Annotated in this window: 20 protein-coding genes and 1 pseudogene; 14 read left to right on the top strand and 7 right to left on the bottom strand. The window is 43.3% G+C overall.

What is annotated here, in order from left to right:
• Positions 1-81: 81 nt before the first annotated feature.
• Both J7529_RS17445 and rppA read right to left on the bottom strand, forming a co-directional pair.
• Positions 82-576 (bottom strand): annotated as a pseudogene (locus J7529_RS17445) (sensor histidine kinase); the annotation flags it as partial.
• A 397-nt stretch (positions 577-973) separates the two neighbouring features.
• The gene (rppA, locus tag J7529_RS17440; protein ID WP_318730027.1) at positions 974-1651 is read right to left on the bottom strand and encodes a two-component system response regulator RppA; all 678 of its coding nucleotides are present in this window, start codon (positions 1649-1651) and stop codon (positions 974-976) included.
• A gap of 146 nt (positions 1652-1797) precedes the next feature.
• On the opposite strand from rppA, the gene mgtE reads away from it, so the two are divergent.
• Positions 1798-3204 (top strand): magnesium transporter, encoded by a 1407-nt coding sequence (gene mgtE / locus J7529_RS17435; RefSeq protein WP_271944921.1) that lies wholly within the window; start codon positions 1798-1800, stop codon positions 3202-3204.
• A 70-nt stretch (positions 3205-3274) separates the two neighbouring features.
• Here mgtE and rpiA read toward each other — a convergent pair whose 3' ends face one another.
• A complete protein-coding gene (gene rpiA, locus J7529_RS17430; RefSeq protein ID WP_271944919.1) occupies positions 3275-3982 on the bottom strand; it encodes a ribose-5-phosphate isomerase RpiA in 708 nt (235 codons plus the stop codon).
• A 285-nt stretch (positions 3983-4267) separates the two neighbouring features.
• On the opposite strand from rpiA, the gene J7529_RS17425 reads away from it, so the two are divergent.
• From J7529_RS17425 to J7529_RS17400, 7 genes are all read left to right on the top strand, one after another.
• Positions 4268-5716, top strand: coding sequence for a response regulator (locus tag J7529_RS17425; protein WP_318730026.1), 1449 nt, complete (start codon positions 4268-4270; stop codon positions 5714-5716).
• Complete coding sequence (locus J7529_RS17420) at positions 5709-6122, top strand: response regulator (protein ID WP_271944913.1); 414 nt, start codon at positions 5709-5711, stop codon at positions 6120-6122. Before J7529_RS17425 ends, J7529_RS17420 begins: the two co-directional genes overlap by 8 nt.
• 61 nt (positions 6123-6183) lie before the next feature.
• A complete protein-coding gene (locus J7529_RS17415) occupies positions 6184-7983 on the top strand; it encodes an adenylate/guanylate cyclase domain-containing protein (RefSeq protein WP_318730025.1) in 1800 nt (599 codons plus the stop codon).
• Between the two features lie 2 nt (positions 7984-7985).
• The gene (locus J7529_RS17410) at positions 7986-8648 is read left to right on the top strand and encodes a glutathione S-transferase (RefSeq protein WP_318730024.1); all 663 of its coding nucleotides are present in this window, start codon (positions 7986-7988) and stop codon (positions 8646-8648) included.
• A 242-nt stretch (positions 8649-8890) separates the two neighbouring features.
• On the top strand, positions 8891-11230 hold the full coding sequence (glgB, locus tag J7529_RS17405) for a 1,4-alpha-glucan branching enzyme (RefSeq protein WP_271944907.1): 2340 nt from the start codon (positions 8891-8893) through the stop codon (positions 11228-11230).
• Between the two features lie 225 nt (positions 11231-11455).
• Positions 11456-11812, top strand: coding sequence for an element excision factor XisH family protein (locus tag J7529_RS24790; protein ID WP_271944992.1), 357 nt, complete (start codon positions 11456-11458; stop codon positions 11810-11812).
• On the top strand, positions 11800-12135 hold the full coding sequence (locus J7529_RS17400) for a XisI protein (protein ID WP_271944904.1): 336 nt from the start codon (positions 11800-11802) through the stop codon (positions 12133-12135). Before J7529_RS24790 ends, J7529_RS17400 begins: the two co-directional genes overlap by 13 nt.
• Before the next feature lie 56 nt (positions 12136-12191).
• On the opposite strand, the gene J7529_RS17395 is transcribed toward J7529_RS17400, so the two are convergent.
• Together J7529_RS17395 and J7529_RS17390 are read right to left on the bottom strand one after the other, a co-directional pair.
• Positions 12192-12578 (bottom strand): alr0857 family protein, encoded by a 387-nt coding sequence (locus tag J7529_RS17395; RefSeq protein WP_318699451.1) that lies wholly within the window; start codon positions 12576-12578, stop codon positions 12192-12194.
• A gap of 5 nt (positions 12579-12583) precedes the next feature.
• Positions 12584-13129, bottom strand: a complete 546-nt coding sequence (locus J7529_RS17390; protein WP_278003212.1) for an HNH endonuclease — start codon at positions 13127-13129, stop codon at positions 12584-12586.
• 396 nt (positions 13130-13525) lie between these two features.
• On the opposite strand from J7529_RS17390, the gene J7529_RS17385 reads away from it, so the two are divergent.
• The 3 genes from J7529_RS17385 (at position 13526) to J7529_RS17375 (ending at position 14782) form a co-directional block, all read left to right on the top strand.
• Positions 13526-13858, top strand: a complete 333-nt coding sequence (locus J7529_RS17385) for a hypothetical protein (RefSeq protein WP_271944900.1) — start codon at positions 13526-13528, stop codon at positions 13856-13858.
• A gap of 148 nt (positions 13859-14006) precedes the next feature.
• A complete protein-coding gene (locus J7529_RS17380; RefSeq protein WP_271944898.1) occupies positions 14007-14300 on the top strand; it encodes a hypothetical protein in 294 nt (97 codons plus the stop codon).
• A 197-nt stretch (positions 14301-14497) separates the two neighbouring features.
• A complete protein-coding gene (locus tag J7529_RS17375) occupies positions 14498-14782 on the top strand; it encodes a hypothetical protein (RefSeq protein ID WP_271944895.1) in 285 nt (94 codons plus the stop codon).
• 94 nt (positions 14783-14876) lie between these two features.
• Here J7529_RS17375 and J7529_RS17370 read toward each other — a convergent pair whose 3' ends face one another.
• Complete coding sequence (locus tag J7529_RS17370) at positions 14877-15719, bottom strand: SPFH domain-containing protein (protein WP_271944892.1); 843 nt, start codon at positions 15717-15719, stop codon at positions 14877-14879.
• 114 nt (positions 15720-15833) lie between these two features.
• Between J7529_RS17370 and J7529_RS17365 the strand changes: the two genes are divergently transcribed.
• Together J7529_RS17365 and J7529_RS17360 are read left to right on the top strand one after the other, a co-directional pair.
• Positions 15834-16487: a class I SAM-dependent methyltransferase gene (locus J7529_RS17365; protein ID WP_318730023.1), complete on the top strand. Its 654-nt coding sequence runs from the start codon at positions 15834-15836 to the stop codon at positions 16485-16487.
• A 23-nt stretch (positions 16488-16510) separates the two neighbouring features.
• A complete protein-coding gene (locus J7529_RS17360; protein WP_318730022.1) occupies positions 16511-18340 on the top strand; it encodes an ATP-binding protein in 1830 nt (609 codons plus the stop codon).
• A 177-nt stretch (positions 18341-18517) separates the two neighbouring features.
• On the opposite strand, the gene J7529_RS17355 is transcribed toward J7529_RS17360, so the two are convergent.
• The gene (locus J7529_RS17355) at positions 18518-18760 is read right to left on the bottom strand and encodes a hypothetical protein (RefSeq protein WP_318730021.1); all 243 of its coding nucleotides are present in this window, start codon (positions 18758-18760) and stop codon (positions 18518-18520) included.
• A 185-nt stretch (positions 18761-18945) separates the two neighbouring features.
• Here J7529_RS17355 and pabB point away from each other — a divergent pair, with 185 nt between their 5' ends.
• Positions 18946-20775 carry an aminodeoxychorismate synthase component I gene (pabB, locus tag J7529_RS17350; RefSeq protein ID WP_318730020.1) on the top strand — a complete coding sequence of 610 codons (1830 nt, stop codon included), beginning with the start codon at positions 18946-18948 and terminating at the stop codon, positions 20773-20775.
• Positions 20776-20783 lie beyond the last annotated feature (8 nt).

The raw sequence follows: 20783 nt of genomic DNA, 5'->3' as shown, positions 1-20783 counted from the left end.
CCGAGATTGCATCGATCGCCGGATGGGACTTTATATTAGAGGCATTATCTGTAGCAAACATTTAAGGATTTGATATTATAGTACTTTTTCAATTTGAGGACGCTCAGAGTTCGCTTTGATACGATATTGCAAAATTAGTAGAGTACTGTCGATACCTTCATGAATATCTACAGCCTTAAACTGAGCTTCATCTAAACGCGAGAAATTCCGCAGCGACAGCACAATTTTCTGAATGCGATCGGTCCCAAGTTGCATCGAGTCTAGTATTTTAGGTAAATCTTCCTGGACAAATTCGAGATCGATTTCTTGAGCTTCAGCTTGAATTTCAGCCGACGGATTGGGATAATACTTTTGGTAAAGTTGCATCATGTCGAGCAAATTGTGAGTGTACTCTTGTAGATGTGTGAGATTGCTGTAAATGAAACTTACTGGATTGTTAATTTCGTGCGCGACTCCTGCAACTAATAGCCCCAAACTTGACATTTTTTCAGCTTGAACCAGTTGCGATTGGGTTTTTGTGAGACGATGTAGGGATTCCTGTAATTCTTGGGTACGTTCTTTCACCTTTTCTTCTAGCGTGTCACGGGCAAGTTCCAAATCCTTGATTAAGGTGTTAAACTGTCGATCAATCGGCTGGGAAATTCTCCGGCTTAACATCCACGCTAAGCCATCAATACTGGGCAAATTATTTTCACTTAATTGGTAACTATAGCTATTTAATCGATTGACTGCTAGTACTCCAAGTATGATAGTGAGCAAAGTGATCGAGGTGGGGGTTAGAAAAGCTAAAAACAGCCTGGTTTGTAAATTTATTCTTTTTAAGAAACGAATTCTCTTTAACATTGTACTGCACTCAAGCAAGGGGAACAGAGATAACGATGCGCTCAAGTCAACTTCGCATTAGGGATTTTAGCGGTGAAGCGATAGTCTGTATATAGTCTATGCTCTATATTAAGAATACATTTGCTCTATTTTAATCGGCCAGGCTGCCAAACCGATAACCTTTGCCATAAACGGTATGAATTAAGGAGGGTTCTCCAGGTAATTCGATTTTTCGGCGTAGCAAACGCACTTGAGCGGCTAAAACATTACTATTAGGTGATTCCTCGGTGCTCCAGGTAGCTCGATAAATTTGGTTATGGGTAAGGAGTTGACCGGGATGTTGCATAAAATAGGCGAGCAGATGACATTCTTTTTGGGATAATGGGATTAAGCGTCCCTGGCGATCGCCCATTTGATTATCGAGATCTAATCGTAAGTCTTCCACCTGCAACACTGAAGGGTGAGGAGTCGAAAAACGGCGCAATAATGCCCGTACCCTAGCCAAGAATTCCCGCAACTCAAAGGGCTTAATCATATAATCATCTGCCCCACTATCGAGTCCCATCACGCGATCGTCTAAGGTATCTTTCGCGGTTAGAAATAGAACTGGGGTAGCCAATTTGCCATTTCGCAGCGATCGGCAAATCTCCAACCCCGATCGATGGGGTAACATCCAATCGAGAATGAGCAAATTATAGTCTCCAGTGGTCGCTAACTGTTCTCCCTGCTTTCCATTCGTGGCGATATCGACTTCATATCCTTCTCGCCTAAGGACTTGACTGAGGGACTCGGTTAAGGCAACTTCATCATCAACTAACAGAATTTTCATCTCAATTAAAAATGGGTAATAGGTAATGGGTAATGGGTAATCTCCATTTTCCCATCTTCCCCACTTCCCCATTCCCTTATCTATAAATCCGGCACAAGACCCACTAAACTAGATCCAGCCATCAACTCAGTTTAGGAGGGGAACCCGTGACTGAAGAAACAACAACCTCCCTGCCCTCTCGTCGTGAGTTACGAGAATTGGTGCGCCAACAACTGCAAGCCCTCCTGGAAACAGAAGATTATAAGGGTGCTAAAGCGATTTTAGTGCCTGTGCGGCCGGCTGATATCGCAGAAGCCATTGAAGGGTTACCAGAGGGAATGCAGGCGATCGCTTTTCGGTTACTCTCGAAAGCAGAGGCGATCGATGTTTACGAAAATCTCGACTCTTCAGTGCAACAGTCCCTCTTAGAAAAATTTCAGCGCCAAGAAGTGATCGATATTGTCGATAAAATGTCTCCTGATGACCGAGCGAGGCTGTTTGACGAACTCCCTGCCAAAATTGTCAGACGGGTACTCGATCATATGAGTCCCTCAGAACGGGCGACAACGAATTTACTTCTGGGGTATGAACCGGATACTGCGGGTCGGATCATGACCCCAGAATATATCTCATTGAAGGAAGAGTATACGGTTAGCCAGAGCATTGAACGCATTCGGAATTTATCCCATGTGAGTGAAACGGTCTTTTATTTGTATGTCACCGATAGTGCCCGTCGTCTGACTGGAATTGTCTCCCTACGAGATTTAATCATCACCCAACCCGATCAGAAAATTGGTGAAGTGATGACCAGCGATACCGTTTTTGTACACACCAATACGGATCAGGAAGAAGTCGCTCGACTCATTCAGCGCTATGATTTTTTGGCTGTTCCTGTGGTAGACCGGGAAGAACGATTGGTAGGAATTATCACCGTTGATGATGTAATTGATATTATTGAACGGGAGGCCACGGAAGATATTTATGCCTTTGGGGGGGTTCAGTCAGATGGTGATAATTATTTCCAGATGAGCTTATGGCGGGTAGCTCAACGACGGGTGATGTGGCTGCTGATTTTATTGGGAACTAATGCTGTCACTGGGTTTATTATTCGATCGCAGGAAGAATTAATTGTTCGATATGCTGTCCTTTCGGCCTTTATTCCCCTATTGACGGGAACTGGGGGGAATGTGGGATCGCAGTCCTCAACAGTGGTCATTCGGGGGCTGAATACGGACGAAATTCGGTCTCTAGGTATGCCTCAAGTGGTGATCCGGGAGGGATTAGCCGGATCGATTTTAGGGGTAACCTTGGGCATTTTAGCCACCCTAGGAGCGCTATTTTTGCTCAAGGTCAACTTCGCCATTGCGATCGCTGTGGGAATGTCTCTGTTAGGGATTTCGATTTTAGCGTCTGTAGCCGGTTCCGGATTACCCTTTATCTTCCGCTCTCTAGGTCTTGATCCAGCCCTGATGTCTGCACCGTTTATTACTACGGCGGTTGACGTTTTGGGGGTCTTAATCTATTTCAATATTGCCCGGTTTATCTTAAATTTAGGGTCTTCGGGGGTGCTTTGAGGGGGGCATAGGAAATAGGGAATAGGTAAATTAGGTCTATTACCCATTACCTATTACCAGCGCGTAGCGCTTAAAACTCCCGAACTGAGGGTTGACCGTCCTTAACTTCTCCAACTAGGATCACATCAGCCACACCAACAAACAGCCCATTTTCTAGGACTCCAGGAATATTATTAATCGTTTTTTCCAGTTCAGTCGGGTTATCAATCGAGTCAAACTTGACATCAATGACCATATTACCTTGGTCAGTGATCACTGGCCCTGCTTTTTTCACTCCCATCCGCAGTTGGGGTTTACCGCCGAGTTTGGCTAAGGCTTTCATCACAGTTGTCATAGCCATGGGCATCACTTCAACGGGTAGGAGGAAGGTAGAGCCAAGGCGATCGACGAGCTTACCAGAATCTACTACTACAATAAATTGGTCGGCCAAGGTATCGACAATTTTTTCGCGGGTGTGGGCAGCGCCTCCGCCTTTAATCAAGTTTTTGTTAGGATCAACTTCATCAGCGCCATCAATGGCAAGATCCATGCGATCGATTACATCGAGGGTAGTTAAGGGGATACCATATTGTCTAGCCAGAACTTCCGCTTGAAAGGAGGTGGGAATACCAAGAATATTTTCAATTTCGCCCGATTTTAGGCGATCGCCGATATATTCAATGGCATAAGCAGTGGTTGATCCGGTTCCTAGGCCAACAATCATCCCTGATTTTACCTTGGATGCTGCGGCTTTACCCACCTCTTGTTTCATCAACTTTACTGGATCGGTTGTGGTCATAGGTTCAAGTGTGCTTCTGAATTAGAGTTTTGTACAACGACCTGTGGCTCTACAATGGGGTCAAGCCTAGGTACTGTTTAGTCTACTATCTGGGGGTTACCCTGCGAGCATCAGATTATCGAGAGATGGACAAACCGGAGGCTTTCCTGAAGATATGCCGGAGCCAATCCCCTAAATTGGTCTCTATATCCTAAGACTAGCTTAGTCTACTTACAGGCACTTCTGGCACCGGTTCAATCCTTACACTTTAGTTTATTATTGAACTTCCCTTATTTATTTAAACGTATGAATTCTCAGCCCTTTTCATCTCCTAAAGCCGATATTTTAGTCGTTGATGATACTCCGGAAAATCTCAGACTTCTGGTGAAAATTCTGCGTGAAAACTCCTATAAAGTCCGACCAGTACCCAGTGGGAATTTAGCCCTTTCTGCCATTGAAGCAAGTCCTCCTGATTTAATTCTTCTCGATATCATGATGCCGGAGATCAGTGGTTATGAAGTCTGTCAACGGCTCAAAAATAATCCCAAAACCCAATCGATACCCATCATTTTCATCAGCGCCATGAATGAAGTCTTCGATAAAGTCAAAGGATTTCATTTGGGAGCCGTTGATTATATTACCAAGCCCTTTGAAATTGATGAAGTTTTAGTGCGAGTAAAAACCCATTTAGACAACATCTTTTTGCAAAATCAACTCCAGCAGAAAAATCAAGAACTAGAACTAACCCTAGAACAACTGAAATTAACCCAGTCCCAGTTAATTCAATCCGAGAAAATGGCCGCCCTAGGACAACTCATTGCTGGAGTTGCCCATGAAATCAATACTCCCCTAGGCGCAATTCGGGCATCTGTAGATAACCTAACTCAATTTTTTGATCGCACTCTCGAAGAGTTACCTTATTTTTTTGAAACCATGACAGTTGATCGAAAAAAATTCTTCTATCAACTTAGCAATCAAATAGACCAATCTAACGATCATATATCGAGTAGAGAAAAACGAAAAAATCGAAAGGGATTAGTTCGCCAGCTTGAAGCTTATCACATTCCTGAAGCTGACGCGATCGCTGACACCTTAGTCGATATAGGAATTTATGACAAAATCACCGATATTATTCCTGAACTGGCAAAACCAGAGAACGATAAAGTCCTCAATATGGTCTATCAAATTTCTAGTATTCAGAAAAGCGTAAAAACAGTCTCTACGGCTACCGATCAAGCGGCAAAAGTTGTTTTCGCCCTTAAATGTTATGCCCGACATGACTTACATAATAGTAAAGAACTCGCCCAAATTAATTCAGGAATAGAAACGGTGCTGACTTTATATCAAAATAAGCTTAAAAAAGGAATTGATGTGGTTAAAAATTACAAAGATACTCCACCAATTTGGTGTTATCCAGATGAACTACATCAGGTTTGGACTAACTTGATCCATAATGCTCTGCAAGCCATGAACTATCAAGGAACTCTTTTCATTGATGTTTTCCCAGAGCAACAGTATGTTCATGTCAAAATCACCGATACAGGCCCAGGGATATCATCGGAAAATATGCCCCGAATATTTGATGCTTTTTTTACAACGAAGTCCCCGGGAGAAGGAAGTGGATTAGGATTGGATATCGTCAAAAAAATTATTCATAAGCATCAAGGTAAAATAGAAGTGAACTCAGTTCCTGGGAATACTCAATTTATCGTTTCCTTACCCTTATCCACTCAGGAGGTGAATTCCCATGCCTAAGCCCATTATTTTATGTGTTGATGATGAAAGTGTCGTTCTTAATAGTCTGAAAATTCAACTTAAAAATGCTTTCTTAGATAACTATATTTATGAACTAGCAGAAAGTGCCGATGAAGCGTGGGAGATTATTGAAGAACTCCAAGAAACGGATAATCATTTAATTGTCATTGTCTCCGATTGGCTTATGCCTGGTGTAAAAGGGGATGAATTTTTAATTCATGTTCATCAAAAATTTCCGAAAGTGATTAAGGTGATGTTAACGGGACAAGCCGATCAGTCAGCTATTGAACGAGCGCAAAAACATGCCAACCTTTATCAACATATAGCTAAACCTTGGAAGCAGGATAAACTAATCGAAACCATCAAATCAGGACTCCAGAAAGTTCAGATGTATGGGCAAGATTAAGTTTTATCTTATTCCTAAAAGTAAACTGATTTTACTTGATTTTTTCTGACTCAAATTCGTTATGAATAAACCGGTAATTTTATGTGTCGATGACGAGCATTTTATTTTAGATAGTCTCAAGAGAATGTTGAGACGAGAATTTGGTAAATCTTATCAAGTAGAGTTGGCAGAAAATGGGAGTGGTGCTTTAGAAGTTATCCACAAATGTTTAGCAGAAAATAGTGAAGTAGTTCTGGTCATCTCTGATTATATGATGCCCAGAATGAAAGGGGATGAACTGCTGAAAAAAATTCATGAGATTTGCCCTAAAACAATTAAAATCATGCTGACTGGGCAAGCCGATATTGAAGGGATTCGTAATGTAGTTAATTATGCGAACTTATATCGATATTTGACCAAACCTTGGCAAATTGAAGATTTGCGATTAACCATTCGGGAAGCGCTGAATAGCTATTCCCAAGAACAAATGTTAATTGAGACTAATATTCAGTTACAAAAAGCAAATTCGGATCTAGAAAAACTCAATCAAGAACAAGCTCATTTAATTGAATCTTTAAAGCAAGCAGAAGATAAATATCGTAGAATTTTTGAAAGTGCTTTAGAAGGAGTGTTTCAAGCGACTCCTGATGGAAAGTATATTAGTGCTAATCCAGCTTTAGCCAGAATTTATGGTTATGACTCTCCCGAAGATCTCATTAATGGGATTGTCAATATAGAAGAACAACTCTATGTCGATCGAGGACAGCGACAAAACTTTCTGGAATTAATGGATAAAAATCATGAAGTTTCAGGATTTGAGTCTGAAGTTTATCGAAAAGATGGGACAGTAATTTGGATTTCTGAAAATGCCCGTAGTGTCTACGATCAAGAAGGGAATTTTCTCTATTATCAAGGTTTTATTGAGGAAATTACTGAGCGCAAATCAGCAGAAGCCGAGCGACAACAGTTTATTGAAGATATGTTTGAGGTCAATACTAATTTAGAAATTGCCTTAAGTGACTTAGAAAATGCCTTAAACTTAGAGGTGGAACTCAAAAATTCTTACGGTCGATTTGTTCCTCAAGAATTCATTCAGCTTTTGCATAAAGAGAGTATCTTAGATGTAGATATCGGTAATCATGTTCAGCAGGAAATGTCAATTGTATTTTCTGATATCCGAGACTTCACCAGTTTATCAGAAGCCATGAGTCCTGAAGATAATTTTAAGTTTATTAATGCTTATTTGTCCCGGATGGAGACTCCAATTGTTGAGAATAATGGATTTATTGATAAGTATATTGGAGATGCCATTATGGCCATCTTTCATGGGAGTGCAGATAATGCCCTGCAAGCAGCAATTGCGATGCTCAATGAACTCAATAGCTATAATGAAACACGCGGTCGTCCAGGACGACCTAAACTCAAAATTGGGATTGGCATTAATACAGGTTTAATGATGATTGGAACTGTAGGGGGTAAAAACCGTATGGATAGTACAGTCATTAGTGATGCCGTTAATTTAGCTTCCCGACTAGAAGGACTGACCAAAAATTATCAGGTTCCTTTACTCATTTCTGAACATACTTTTTTACGCCTTCAACATGACTCTAACTATCAAATCAGAATTATTGATAAAGTCAGAGTGAAAGGCAAATCGGAACGGGTTTCTGTGTTTGAAGTCTTTAATGCCGACCCGGTGTCTACCCGAAGGGCAAAAATGCAAACAAAAACGGTATTTGAACAAGGATTAACCTATTACTATTTGCAGCAATTTCATCAATCTGCTGAATATTTTGAAGAATGTTTACGACTTTGTCCAGAAGACAAGGTGGCGGAAATTTACTTTAACCAAGTGATTGAATATCTTTATGGAAAGGAATAAGAATGCGTCTACTGCAATTTAGTACCTCTCATTACTGTCGCAAAGCCCGCTTAATTCTAGGCTATAAGAAAATTACTTATGACGTAGAAAACCTAACTCCTGGGGTTCACATTCTGCGCGTCAAACCCCTAACGGGAGGGCAAACTGTACCAGTACTGTTATCAGAGAACCAAGCCATTGGAGATTCGACTGAAATTTGGCACTATCTGGAGAAAGAGCATCCCGATCGCACTCTAATTTTAGGCGATCGCCGCCAACAGCAGCAAGCCGAACTTCTCGAAGACTGGCTCGACGAAAGTCTAGGCGTTGCCACCCGCTTCATTTACTATCACTATCGCTCTGGAGAGGGAAAATCCATTGATCCCTCCTGGTTTAGCCAAGCCGTCATTCAAATTGTCAAAAAACAATATAACATCGGCCCCCGTGCCGTTGCCCTCGCCAGCCAACGCTTAGAATTAGGCCTGAAAATCCTGGGCGACTCCTGGCAAAATCAACCCTATCTTGTTAGCCAACAGATTAGTATTGCTGATATTGCAGCCGCGGCTCTCCTCAGTCCCCTAGCCCTGATTCCCCACTACAGAACCCAATATCCCTGGTTATTTCAAAGAATAGAGGAAATCCATCAACTTTGTGGGGAAGCCTTACCCCCAGGGTTAGGGAGCTAGGGGAATAGGGGAATGGGAGGAATGGGCGATTAACCCTTACTCATTCCCCCTTCACCTGATTCCCAAAGCCAACCTTTAAAGGTAATGTGATACAGTCCCCAGGGTTATCCCCCAATCCCCAAATTCTTCCCTATTGGTATAGGATTTATGGTCAAATATAAAGAAAATGTAATCATCCCGACCCAGTTGGGGACACCCACCAAACCCAATCAAATTTCTTAAACTTAAGGAAGGATAATTAAATGTCAATGACCATTGCCACCGACCAAATTGATCGCATTGTATGGAACCAACATCATGACCCCTTTGAAGTTCTTGGCCCCCACAAAATAGAAAATAACGGTAAATCAACCTGGGTCGTGCGAGCCTATCAACCCAACGCCGAATCTGTATCCGTGGTACTGCCGGAAAAACGCCAAGAATACCCCATGCAGTCGGTACATAATCCCCACTTCTTCGAGTGCAACATTGACATCCCCGAACTAAGTAACTACCAACTGCGAATCAAAGAAGGCGAACACGAGCGCATCATCTACGACCCCTACGCCTTCAAATCTCCCAAACTCACCGAATTTGATATTCACCTGTTTGCCGAAGGAAACCATCACCGCATCTACGAAAAACTCGGCGCTCACCTCATGACTGTTGATGGTGTAAAAGGAGTTTACTTTGCCGTTTGGGCCCCCAACGCCAGAAACGTCTCCGTTCTTGGAACCTTCAACAACTGGGATGGCCGTCAGCACCAAATGCGACGCACGGGTAACGGAGTCTGGGAACTTTTCATTCCTGACCTGGGTGTAAACACCCTCTACAAATACGAAATCAAAAACCCTCACGGACACATCTACGAAAAATCAGACCCCTATGGGTTCCAACAAGAAGTCCGGCCCAAAACCAGCTCCATCGTTACTGACCTAGATGACTACACCTGGGGGGATAGCGACTGGATGGAAGAGAGACGGAATACTGACCCCTTAAACAAACCGGTTTCTGTCTACGAACTCCATTTAGGGTCATGGCTCCATGCCTCTTCAGAAGAACCCGCTAAACTACCCAATGGTGAAACTGAACCGGTTGTCATCACTTCAGAACTTAATCCTGGTGGTCGCTTCCTCACCTATCGCGAACTGGCTCATACACTAATTCCCTACGTTAAAGAACTGGGTTTTACCCATATTGAACTACTTCCCGTCGCCGAACACCCCTTTGATGGTAGTTGGGGTTACCAAGTCACGGGTTATTATGCCGCTACCTCTCGGTTTGGAACGCCCCAAGATTTCATGTACTTTGTCGATCAATGTCACCAAAATGGCATCGGGGTATTGGTAGACTGGGTTCCCGGACACTTCCCCAAAGATGGTCATGGTCTGGCGTTCTTTGATGGCACCCATCTCTATGAACATGCTGACCCTCGGAAAGGGGAACATAAGGAATGGGGAACCTTAGTGTTTAATTATGGCCGCAATGAAGTCCGCAACTTTTTAGTGGCCAACGCCCTCTTCTGGTTTGATAAATTCCACATTGATGGGATGCGAGTCGATGCAGTTGCGTCCATGCTCTATCTGAATTATCTGCGTAAAGATGGGGAATGGGTTGCGAATCAATATGGCGGTCATGAACATATTGAAGCGGCTGATTTTCTGCGCCAAGTTAACCATTGCGTATTTAGTTATTTCCCTGGAACGATTTCGGTGGCGGAAGAATCGACTTCTTGGCCGATGGTTTCTTGGCCGACCTACGTTGGTGGTTTAGGCTTCAATTTGAAGTGGAACATGGGCTGGATGCATGATATGTTGGACTACTTCAGTCTTGACCCCTGGTTCCGGCAGTTCCATCAAAATAATGTCACCTTTAGCATTATGTATCACTATAGTGAGAACTTTATGCTGGCGCTCTCCCATGATGAGGTGGTGCATTGTAAGAGTAGCATTATTGGTAAGATGCCTGGGCCAACCGATGACCCGAACCATTGGCAAAAATTTGCTAGTGTCCGCGCTCTGTTTAGTTATATGTATGCTCACCCTGGCAAGAAAACGTTGTTTATGGGCATGGAGTTTGGCCAGTGGAATGAGTGGAATGTGTGGAGCGATTTAGAGTGGCAGTTGTTGCAGTATGAAGAGCATCAAAAACTGAAGAAGTTTATGAGTGAGGTTAATGCTCTATATCGTAGCGAGCCAGCTCTTTATACTCAGGATTTTAATCAAGAAGGGTTCTCTTGGATTGATTGTAATGATAATAATCATAGTGTGGTTTCTTTTATCCGTCGGGATAAGGAATCCGATGACTTTTTAGTGATTGTTTGTAACTTTACGCCTCAACCCCATTCCCACTACCGAATTGGAGTTCCTGAGCCAGGATTCTATACGGAGTTGTTTAATAGTGATTCCTATGAGTTTGGCGGTAGCAATATGGGGAATTTGGGGGGTAAATGGACTGATGAGTGGTGGTTCCATAATTATCCCTATTCGGTTGAGTTGTGCTTACCTCCGTTAGGGGTGTTGTATTTGAAGTTAGATCGGGAAAAAACTCAGGCTGCGTTTCAGGTAGATGCGGTTGAGGTCCAAGAGGCTGAAGCGGTGTAAAGGCTCATGTCTTCTATAATCCACGGGTAAAAAATTACCGAGGTTCAAGGCTCGGTTCTCTAAATGACGGGAACTGAGTTTTTTCTTGGGGTTCGGGCACAGACAAGGAGGGGCATTTATTGCGATATCATAAAATCTAGACTATAAGTAACAGTCGGTTCCATGCCTGCTAAGGATCTCTACCATAATCTTGTTGTCCAACTTTTGATCGATGAAGGTTAGACAATTACGGATGATCCACTCTATTTATCTTATGGAGGTCGGGATTTATTCGTCGATCTGGGCGCAGAACGAAGTGCGATCGCCGCACAAAAGGGAAATCGTAAAATAGCTGTTGAAATTAAAAGTTTCCTCAAGTCTTCTCCAGTAACCGATCTGGGAGATGCACTGGGACAGTATGGAATATATCAAAGCATCCTAGCAGAACTGCAACCGGAACGAATGCTCTATCTTGCAGTTCCCAAACGAACGTATGAAACGATTTTGACGGAAAAGTTAGGTCAGCTTATTTTAAGAAATTGGGATATCAAACTGATGATTTTTGATGAAGTCGCAAGGAGATTGATCCAATGGATACCCTAGAGAACTATCGCGAACTGGTTCGTAATCTGATCCTCAAATATGGGCAATACAAACCGTCTAATGGGGAGATTGAACCGGAAGTGATCCTTGATTTGGAGCGAGATCGCTATGAACTGATGAATGTAGGTTGGGATAACCAACGGCGCGTCCATGGTTCGGTGATTCATATTGATATTATTGACGGCAAAATCTGGATTCAACATGACGCAACCAATATTTGTGTAGCTGAAGAGTTGGTAGAGCTAGGGGTTCCCCCACAGGATATCATTTTAGGCTTCCATCCTCCCCATGTGCGTCAATACACAGATTTTGGTGTGGCTTGAACATGCGATCGCTCAACGGAAAAAGCCCCAGGCGATCGCGCTAGGGGCTTTTGAAATTAATTTTTCATCGCGGTTTGAGTTTTAGATGCCATCCAGAGGTGGAAGAGAAAGAATTCCGTACGATCGCCTAATTCAACTAAGAAGATTCCTTCTTCTGCTTCAGGATTAGACGTTAACCACGTGCCTCGCAAGCTGACTTCCCTGTAATCGCAATCTACCCGATCTAACGTAATCCGGTCATCAACCTGACGGCGTACCTGGGTTTCTAATAAGCGCATTTCTGGTAAATCCGCAGGCAGTAGGAAAGAGGCTGTTGTCTTTTCTAGGGAGATTGGCTCACCCACGCGCAACAGAAAGGTTAAGCGAGCGGTGACCCAATCTTCCAGGGATGTGGCAAAGCGCTCTAGATGAAAATCATTATCTAAATAGGTTAACTTCAACATATTTCCTAGCCTCCATACGCATCCAGGTCTCTTTGATGTTCTCTCCAGAACTGTTCCGCAAACGCCACGGCCGGGTGGATTGGTGCTTTCGGTTGAGTTCGTAGTTTAAGGCCGGATTGTTCTGGGGTGCGATCGCCCTTGCGAGAATTACAAGATTGACAGGCAATCACCACATTATCCCAACTGTGTTGACCTCCTTTTGACCGAGGGATCACATGATCGATCGTCAAATTCTTCTTACTGCCACAGTATTGGCACATCTGTTTATCTCGCCGTAACAGTTCTTTTCGGTTAACGGGCGGTGTTTTCCAAATGCCCTCTGTCCCCGCAAAAGTCAATCGGATATGTTCAGGAACCATCAGTACTAAATTAGGAGAGCGAACCATCCATTCTTGTCCTTTGACTAAATCTAAAGGTTCGGCTTTTCCAGTTACCAAAAGGGCGATCGCTCGTTTAAGATCGATCCGACTGACGGGTAAGTAGTTCTTAGAAAATACGACTACCGATTGACTTAAAACATGGGTTGCACTGGTCACGACTAAGTTCCTCATAAAATTACCCCCGCTTCGGGTTAGGAACGAAGCGGGGGTAAACACAACAGGAGAATGCTTTGAGTTTTACCCAGGTACACTCTCTAATTTGTACCTTTGGCTTCGCTGATCAGTTCGGATGTTTGCCTGTAGCACATCCGGGATTATGGTATCCCAGGGTTCAGAATGATTTCTAAAACCGCAAGATATCTCGATGGTTCCTATATTCTTACTTCGATCGCCCATTTCTCCATAGAGACTTAGGCCACATAAGCCGTATTGATCGCGGCTATGGTTAGAGTTGGTCGATCGGGCAAAATCAGGAATCACGGGAATTTTTGGCTCTAAGGTGTAAGGATTGACTTTTAAATACTACACTGATATTACAGAGTTGTCCACCCATTGAGGAAAAAAATCATGTACACCCTCCCAAGAACATCAACAACCGATATGGAAGTTACGAGCATCCGCTTAGAAAAAGAACTCAAACAACAGCTCAAGAAACTGGCTGGCAATCAGGGCTATCAAGCTATGGTGCGAGATATTCTGTGGAATTATGTGCAACAGCGATCGGATGACTATCAGTGTCAATATTATCCGGAAGACATTCGCTCTACTATAGAGGCGATCGCTCATCAAGAAGAACGCTGTGCCATTACTGGCAATCCCATTCACCCCAATCAACCCATGTTACTCGGACTCACTCATCACGGGGAGTTTGTTCCCCTCAGTCCTCGCGCTCTGCCATAGCCCTTCAAACTTAGATCAACTCGTAGTAAACCTCTGAGGTTCTCTTCCTGCTTCGTCCCCTTTATTCCACCGAAGCAGGACGGTGTTTTCATACTCCATTAAGGGGTACAATGGTATCCAGGATAGAGTAGTGTGGAGTAAATCGCTGATGTATTCTGAAGACACAGACGCAACAGAAATTACATTTTTCTACGATACGGGAGAATCAGAGGCTTTTAGTTTACCCATTGCTCCAGAGGAGTTTCAAAAGCAGGTGAGTTTGCTCTTGGAACGTCCCTGGTTAACGTTTCATTTGTTCGATCGCACCATTTGGATCTGTATGGCTAGGGTGGTGAAAGTGGAAGTAAAACCTTCACTACCAGGTATTGTGGGCGTGGGCGTATTCCCCAATGTGGAAGAAATGACCACGATTCAACGGGGATCGAGGGGACGGTTTGTGTGATCGAAATCCCATGGCAAAGGGCGATCGCTCACTCAGATCCCTAGCTCAAGATCAATCAATTCTTTTCGAGAACTCACCCAATTAACTGGCATCAGTCACAGCCATTTGCAGTTAACTCTGAGATGATTAAGGTATAAGAGTGAATTACGGTCTGCATCCGGATTCACCCTTACATTTCACCTATAGAGTTTGTGGATATGACAACTAGAGTGTTGGATTTTGAAGTCCTCTCTTACATTCATCCTAATGGAAGCCTACGCAAGTACGGTAGTTTAGAATGTCAGCGCTATGGCTGTGATTATCGGATTATTTCCCCGATTAATCGCCAGGATGCTTCTGCTGAACAAGAAGCCTATGATGAGTTGATTGCTAAATTAAATCAAACTCGGATCAAGCGCATTAAAACTGAAGAAGATACAACCTTAGATGAAGCGTTTCGGATTGTTTTTCATTTAGCCAATTCTCAGGAAGAACAAGCTTAGGGAATAGGTAATGGATAATAGGGACAACTCAGATGTACCCGTTCCTTGAATAGTCCATAAACAGTGTGGTTTTATCAGCTTCATGTCATTCCATTTAGCCATCAGGGTTGCCTTCCGAGCCATTTCCAGGTGAGGACGTAGGAGGTAGATCAATTTTCTTCAATCCCGAACGTTCAGATTCAAGAAGGTTGATTAGGGTGTCATTCAAAACACTAGGATTCATAAAGAAAACCTTAGAGTTGGGACTAGCAGTAAGCTTTTCATTCGTATCTAGATAGTGTCGGGCGATGATAAATTGGATAAATTCAGGGCTTCTAGAGTCTATTCCTAACGCCTCAGCCAAGATTTTCATCGATTGCGCTCCACCTTGGGCTTCAATAATCGAAGCCAGACGTTGGCTTTCCGCTGCTCGTTCTTTTTCCAAAGATTCAAGAATGGTTTTTGGCGGAGTAATATCTCGCACTTCTACTCGAATTAACTTCACTCCCCAAGAGTCAGTAATCGAGTCGATTTGTTTTAGCAAAGCTTGATTAATTTCTTTAATTCCTGAAAAGGTTTGGCTCATTTCTAGGCGGCCAATTTCCCCCCGCAAATTAGTTAACACTAAGTTTTCTAAGGCATGTTCAATATCGTTAATGGCATAATAGGCACGTCTTAGGTTTACAATTTGCCAGTAAACGATCGCATCAACAGCTAACGATACATTATCTTTGGTGATGGTTTGTTGGGGAGGGACATCCAACAAACGCTCACTCATCAAGGCTCGAATCACCACTTTTTCCAGCAGCGGTATAATAAAATTGACTCCAGGGTCTAGGGTACGGTGATATTTGCCCAAGCGCTCGACTAAGCCTTGATAGGGTTCCGGAATGATCACGAGGGAACCCGATAGACAGGCGATCGCCACTAAAAAGAAAATAATAATACTGGGAATCATGGAACTATCCTGATCGCGGAAAGAAGGGAGAAGGCCAAACCTGAGGAATCCTTTATAGTGAAAAGGAACCCCTAATGATTTAAGTTTACAGGTTTAAGTTTTAATCGATTAACCATGCTCTTACACCCCCAAGACCGCACTAAACTTGATTCTAGCGACGATCTCCAGTTTTATGCTTTTCCTCGGTTCGTCACCCATGTGGATGAGGGGTTTATCCAGCAGTTAACTGACCTTTATCGAGATCGCCTCAAACCCCAGACCCGAATTTTAGATTTAATGAGTAGTTGGGTTTCCCATCTTCCTGAAGAGCTGACATTTGAGCATGTGGAAGGCCATGGTTTAAATGAAGACGAGTTAGCCAAAAACCCCCGCTTAAATCACTATTGGGTGCAAGACCTCAATCAAACTCTGCAACTGCCATTTGAGGATCAAAGCTTTGATGCAGTTCTCAATTGTGTCTCTATACAATATTTGCAATACCCCGATGCCATTTTTAGTGAAATTCACCGTATCCTGAAACCCGGTGGGGTTGTCATTGTCAGCTTTTCTAATCGCATGTTTTATCAAAAAGCGATTCAAATTTGGCGTGATGGTACAGATAAAACTCGCCTCAACCTTCTTAAACAATATATCCAATCGGTATCTGGATTTACAGAACCTGAATTTATTGTGCGTTTACCTAACGTTCCGACCCTCTTGCAACTCATGGGTTGGGGAGGAGGAGATCCCTTTTATTCGGCGATCGCCTACCGCCAAGATCCAACTTGAATCAATTATCATCACCGAACCTTATGCATCATAGCCTCACAGGACTTCTTGTACCCTCTGTTAATGATCCCATGTCTTCCGATCGCCCCCAATTCGATCTAGCGCTACCCAGTTCTAAAGAAGGATTATGGGATTGGAATCTACCCACTGGGCACATATTTTTCAATACAAATTGGCAGAAAATCTTGGGATTTTCGGAATCTGAATTACCCCAAACCTTTAGCGAATTTGAAGCCTTAATTCATTCGGAAGATCTACCCATACATCAAGCCGCTCTCCAATCCCATATTCAAGGAGGGACTGAATTTTATGAAAGTACCTACCGCTTACACTGTCCTAGTGGTGGCTATCGGTGGATTTTAGCCCGTGGACTATGTTATCGCTATAGTGATGGAACCCCTTACCGTTTAGCGGGTTCCCACACAGATGTGACTTCGTTCAAGAAAGCCCAGGAACAAGAATCGGTTCTCCGCTTAATTACCGATCAAATTCGCAGTAGTTTAAACTTAAAAACGATTTGGAAAACTGCCGTCGATCAAATTCAAAAACTTTTGGATGCCGATCGAGTACTCATTTACCAATTTGAACCGAACTGGAAAGGGTCAGTAATTGTCGAAAAAGTAGTAGGAAACTGGGGATCGACTTTGGGAGAAGTTGGAGCAGATGATTGTTTTTCCCAAGACTATGCCAAGCTCTATAAAAATGGCAGAGTTAGGGTAATTCATGATATTTTAACCTCTCACTTGGATGAGTGTCATGTCGATTTCTTACAAAAGTTTGATGTCCGTTCTAATCTGATTGTCCCGATTATTATCAAAGAGGAATTATGGGGTTTATTGATTGCCCATGAATGTAAGCGATCGCGCCGTTGGAAAGAATCAGAAGTTACCCTATTATCCCATGTAGCTAAACAGTTAGCCATTGCCATTTATCAAGCTAATTTGTACGATCAATCTCAGCGGGCAGTTCAAGAATCAGAAGAAAAAGCTCATGAATTAGAGCTGGCTTTGCTCAAACTGCAAACAACTCAGGCTCAATTAATTGAAAGTGAGAAAAAATCGTCTATTGGTCAATTGGTCGCTGGAATTGCCCATGAAATCAATAATCCCGTAAGCTTTATTTATGGAAATATTGATTTTGCCAAAGCCTATCTCAATGATTTGTTAGAATTAGTTCAGTTATACCAAAGTACATTCCCTGAGCAAGGAAATGAGATTGAAAAATTTTCTGAGGATATTGATTTAGAGTTCTTGCAAGATGATTGTATGGATTTATTAGACTCCATGAAGAATGGAGCTTCTCGGATTCGCGAAATTGTTTTATTTCTGAGGACATTTTCCCGGTTAGATGAAGCTCAAATGAAACGAGTGAATCTCCATGATGGCATTGAAAGCACATTGATGATTGTGAATCATCGCTTACAGAAGAGTGGGAATCGCCCAATGATTGAAGTGTTTAAAAACTATGGTGTTTTGCCTCCGGTTGAATGCTATGCTGGGCAACTCAATCAGGTATTTATGAATATATTAGTCAATGCCATTGATGCGATTGATAGCGCCTGGGAACATTACTCGAATCGGGATAGTCCAGAAATTAGGATTACCACTGAAGATTGGCACATGCAATCTGTAAAAATATTGATTACTGATAATGGGGTGGGCATGTCAGATTTAATTCACCAGCGTTTATTTACGCCTTTTTATAGTACCAAACCGGTTGGGAAGGGAAAAGGACTAGGCTTGAGTTTATGTCATGCTATTATTGTGGATCATCATGGGGGAAAGTTATACTGTGACTCTGAACCCGGAAAGGGCACAACATTTATCATTGAATTGCCCTTGCACCAGAGTTAAACTCTTCGCACTAGGGAATAGGCCTATGATATAGTGATTCTCTTCTATTGCTATTCGTACCTATTGCCTCAAACAAGAACCGAAACATCCTAACCCACTCATTCGCGGCTATAGAATGAGGATTCAAAAGTTTATTTTAGAGGCAGCGCCAAGCACTGGAAAACCAATGAAAATAGATTAAGACTGAACAGATAATTGTTCTTGTATTTGCTGAATTTTGCGATCGCGGAATGCCTCTAAAGCCTTTTGCAGGTCTTCCGGTTCTACGCCTTCTGGTAGATCGACTGTAGAGAGCGACTGAATCATACCAGAAACCAATTGACTGAATCCCTCAATCCGATCGTCAGCCGATAACTTCTGTTGAGCAGCTTGCGCTACAGTAGGACGAGTAAGAATCGGCGAAACTTTATAATTTAACATTCCTAAGCACCTCTGATTCAAATAGATGACCCTAAAATCTTACTTCTTATCATAAGAACATGTCTCGGATATGACAACATCCTTGTTACAATTATAGACGTTTATCTATCTTTCTTGTCTATATAAGTACCAAAAATAAGTACAATCACATGCAAATTAATCGATGAAGTGAGAAGGATAGTATAATGAAGAAGTATTCTGTCAAAGAATTTGCTGATTCCCCCATGAATAACCCCAAAGAAGGGGGAATGACTGCCCACGGTCTTGCTTATATCTACCACTATGAAAACCAGCATTGGTTACAATTTAAAGATCCAATTCAAGTCTATTGTTTAAGTGGAAATTCGGGTAACCCGATCGCGACTTTAGAGGAGATTGAAAACCAAGTGGAAACACAGGGCTATTATGCGGTGGGAATGCTCAGTTATGAAGCGTCTCCAGCGTTTGATAATGCCTTAACGGTTCATGAAGACTCTGATTTTCCCCAACTTTGGTTTGCCCTGTACGATCGCCCCTCTCGTATCCTCAGCCCCCAGGAATTCATCAATCTCCACAATGATATTACCGATCCGGGAATAAGCTGGGAAAGTGAACTGACTGAAGCCGACTTTCACAAGGCGATTGCCCGGGTTCAAAATTACATCAGCCAAGGGGATACCTTTCAAGTTAACTACTCCTTCCGCTTGCGATCGCCCTTTAGCGGCGATCCGCGCTGGGCATTCAATCTTCTGAGAAGATCCTCACCCGCTCCCTATTCAGCTTACCTGGACATGGGACGCTATATCATTGCGTCTGCTTCCCCCGAACTCTTTTTCACCCTTAAGGGTTCTACCTTCACCAGCAAACCCATGAAAGGAACTGCCCCACGGGGAAAAACCCTAGCTGAAGATCGTCAACTTGCCGAATGGTTGTACCATTCCCAGAAAAATCGCGCTGAAAACGTGATGATCGTCGATATGGTTCGTAATGATATCGGTCGAGTCGCCACCATTGGCAGCGTCCAAGTCCCACGCTTATTTGAAGTCGAGCGCTACTCTACCGTCTGGCAAATGACTTCAACAGTGACGGCTCAAACACAATCGCCCCTAAGCCAAATTCTCGCCAACATTTTCCCCTGCGCCTCCATCACGGGCGCACCCAAAGCCCGCACGATGGAGATCATTAAAGAACTCGAAGGCTCTCCCCGACGCATCTATACTGGTGCGATCGGTTATTTGAGTCCGGGACGTAAAGCGATATTTAACGTCGCCATCCGTACCCTCCTGATCGACCGACACACCCAACAAGCCGAATACGGCATCGGTAGCGGCATCGTCACCGATTCTAATAGTCAAGAAGAATATCAAGAATGCTATATCAAATCCCGCGTTATCGTTGAGCAACAACCTCCCTTCTCCCTCCTCGAAACCCTCCTCTGGACTCCCCAATCTGGCTATTTCCTGCTCTCTTACCACCTGCAACGGCTCCAAGACTCAGCCGAATACTTTAATATTCCCCTGGATCTCTCCCAACTACTCCAGCAGCTCCAAACCCTAGTTCCTACGCTCAACCACTCTGCGCATAAAATTCGTCTGCTGATCGATTCCCAAGGAGAATTGACCCTAGAACCCTCTCCTATTTCTCCTTCCTCCTCCCTCACCCCCATCACCCTCAAACTTGCCCCCCAACCGATTGACTCCTCAAACATCTGGCTTTATCACAAAACCACCCATCGCCAAGTTTATACTCGAGCTAGTGCTGCGGTTACCGAGTGTGATGAGGTGCTGCTCTGGAACGAACACCATCAAATTACCGAAGCCAGCATTGCCAACGTTGTCCTCCATTGGCAGGGACAATGGATTACCCCTCCCGTCACCTGTGGACTTTTAGCGGGTACATTCCGCGCTTGGCTTTTAGATCGGAATCTGATTCACGAACACCCCATTACTCTAGATATGATCGCTCCCTCTTCTACTGTGTATCTGATTAACTCAGTTAGAGGATGGCAAAGTGCGTGGTTGATCGGCTCGCACTAATCAGGGAT

Source organism: Roseofilum sp. Guam (assembly GCF_017746735.1).
Classification (GTDB): domain Bacteria; phylum Cyanobacteriota; class Cyanobacteriia; order Cyanobacteriales; family Desertifilaceae; genus Roseofilum; species Roseofilum reptotaenium.
This window is presented reverse-complemented; position numbering and strand designations above follow the sequence as displayed.

Bases quoted from the DNA above. Each gene is read 5' to 3' on its own strand.
- J7529_RS17385 (WP_271944900.1), top strand. From the start codon at position 13,526: ATGTACACCCTCCCAAGAACATCAACAACCGATATGGAAGTTACGAGC.
- glgB (WP_271944907.1), top strand. From the start codon at position 8,891: ATGTCAATGACCATTGCCACCGACCAAATTGATCGCATTGTATGGAAC.
- rppA (WP_318730027.1), bottom strand. From the start codon at position 1,651: ATGAAAATTCTGTTAGTTGATGATGAAGTTGCCTTAACCGAGTCCCTC.
- J7529_RS17400 (WP_271944904.1), top strand. From the start codon at position 11,800: ATGGATACCCTAGAGAACTATCGCGAACTGGTTCGTAATCTGATCCTC.
- J7529_RS17355 (WP_318730021.1), bottom strand. From the start codon at position 18,760: ATGTTAAATTATAAAGTTTCGCCGATTCTTACTCGTCCTACTGTAGCG.
- pabB (WP_318730020.1), top strand. From the start codon at position 18,946: ATGAAGAAGTATTCTGTCAAAGAATTTGCTGATTCCCCCATGAATAAC.
- J7529_RS17390 (WP_278003212.1), bottom strand. From the start codon at position 13,129: ATGAGGAACTTAGTCGTGACCAGTGCAACCCATGTTTTAAGTCAATCG.
- J7529_RS17425 (WP_318730026.1), top strand. From the start codon at position 4,268: ATGAATTCTCAGCCCTTTTCATCTCCTAAAGCCGATATTTTAGTCGTT.
- J7529_RS17360 (WP_318730022.1), top strand. From the start codon at position 16,511: ATGCATCATAGCCTCACAGGACTTCTTGTACCCTCTGTTAATGATCCC.
- J7529_RS17365 (WP_318730023.1), top strand. From the start codon at position 15,834: ATGCTCTTACACCCCCAAGACCGCACTAAACTTGATTCTAGCGACGAT.
- J7529_RS17370 (WP_271944892.1), bottom strand. From the start codon at position 15,719: ATGATTCCCAGTATTATTATTTTCTTTTTAGTGGCGATCGCCTGTCTA.
- J7529_RS17380 (WP_271944898.1), top strand. From the start codon at position 14,007: ATGTATTCTGAAGACACAGACGCAACAGAAATTACATTTTTCTACGAT.
- J7529_RS17420 (WP_271944913.1), top strand. From the start codon at position 5,709: ATGCCTAAGCCCATTATTTTATGTGTTGATGATGAAAGTGTCGTTCTT.
- rpiA (WP_271944919.1), bottom strand. From the start codon at position 3,982: ATGACCACAACCGATCCAGTAAAGTTGATGAAACAAGAGGTGGGTAAA.
- J7529_RS17375 (WP_271944895.1), top strand. From the start codon at position 14,498: ATGACAACTAGAGTGTTGGATTTTGAAGTCCTCTCTTACATTCATCCT.
- J7529_RS17395 (WP_318699451.1), bottom strand. From the start codon at position 12,578: ATGTTGAAGTTAACCTATTTAGATAATGATTTTCATCTAGAGCGCTTT.
- J7529_RS17415 (WP_318730025.1), top strand. From the start codon at position 6,184: ATGAATAAACCGGTAATTTTATGTGTCGATGACGAGCATTTTATTTTA.
- J7529_RS17410 (WP_318730024.1), top strand. From the start codon at position 7,986: ATGCGTCTACTGCAATTTAGTACCTCTCATTACTGTCGCAAAGCCCGC.